Origin of the sequence: Myxococcus sp. CA056, assembly GCF_013336715.1 — a bacterium.
In the GTDB taxonomy this organism is placed as follows: domain Bacteria; phylum Myxococcota; class Myxococcia; order Myxococcales; family Myxococcaceae; genus Myxococcus; species Myxococcus llanfairpwllgwyngyllgogerychwyrndrobwllllantysiliogogogochensis.
In genome coordinates this window covers 1-400 of the sequence record NZ_JABUMT010000062.1, presented here as the reverse complement: position 1 = coordinate 400, position 400 = coordinate 1, and the positions used below count along the sequence as shown (strand labels likewise).

Sequence of the window (400 nt, the reverse complement as noted above, 5' to 3'; positions counted from 1 at the left end):
CGCCGGTGCAGTCCAACCTGCTGCTGGGCGTATTCATCGCCCTGTTTGCGGGCTTCGTGCCCATTGGCGTGGTGGGCGAAATGGTGAGCATCGGCACGCTGCTGGCCTTCGTGATGGTGTGCCTGGGCGTGCTCATCATGCGCCGCACCAACCCCGACGCGCCGCGCAGCTTCCGCACGCCGTGGGTGCCGGTGGTGCCCATCCTGGGCATTGTCACTTGCCTCGTGATGATGGTGAGCCTGCCCCTCGCCACCTGGGTGCGGCTCTACGTGTGGCTGGTGGCGGGCCTGCTCATCTACTATTTCTACGGCCAGCACAACAGCAAGCTGCGCCAAGCGGCCGGGGCGGTGCCCCCTACCTTTACCCTGCCGCAGCTGCTGGCCGCGATAGGGCTGCCGGC

Annotated in this window: 1 protein-coding gene; it reads left to right on the top strand. The window is 67.2% G+C overall.

Annotation, left to right across the window (positions count from 1 at the left end):
• Positions 1-400 (top strand): amino acid permease C-terminal domain-containing protein (locus tag HUA76_RS44830; protein ID WP_305794265.1); only part of this gene is annotated, 400 nt, incomplete at both ends.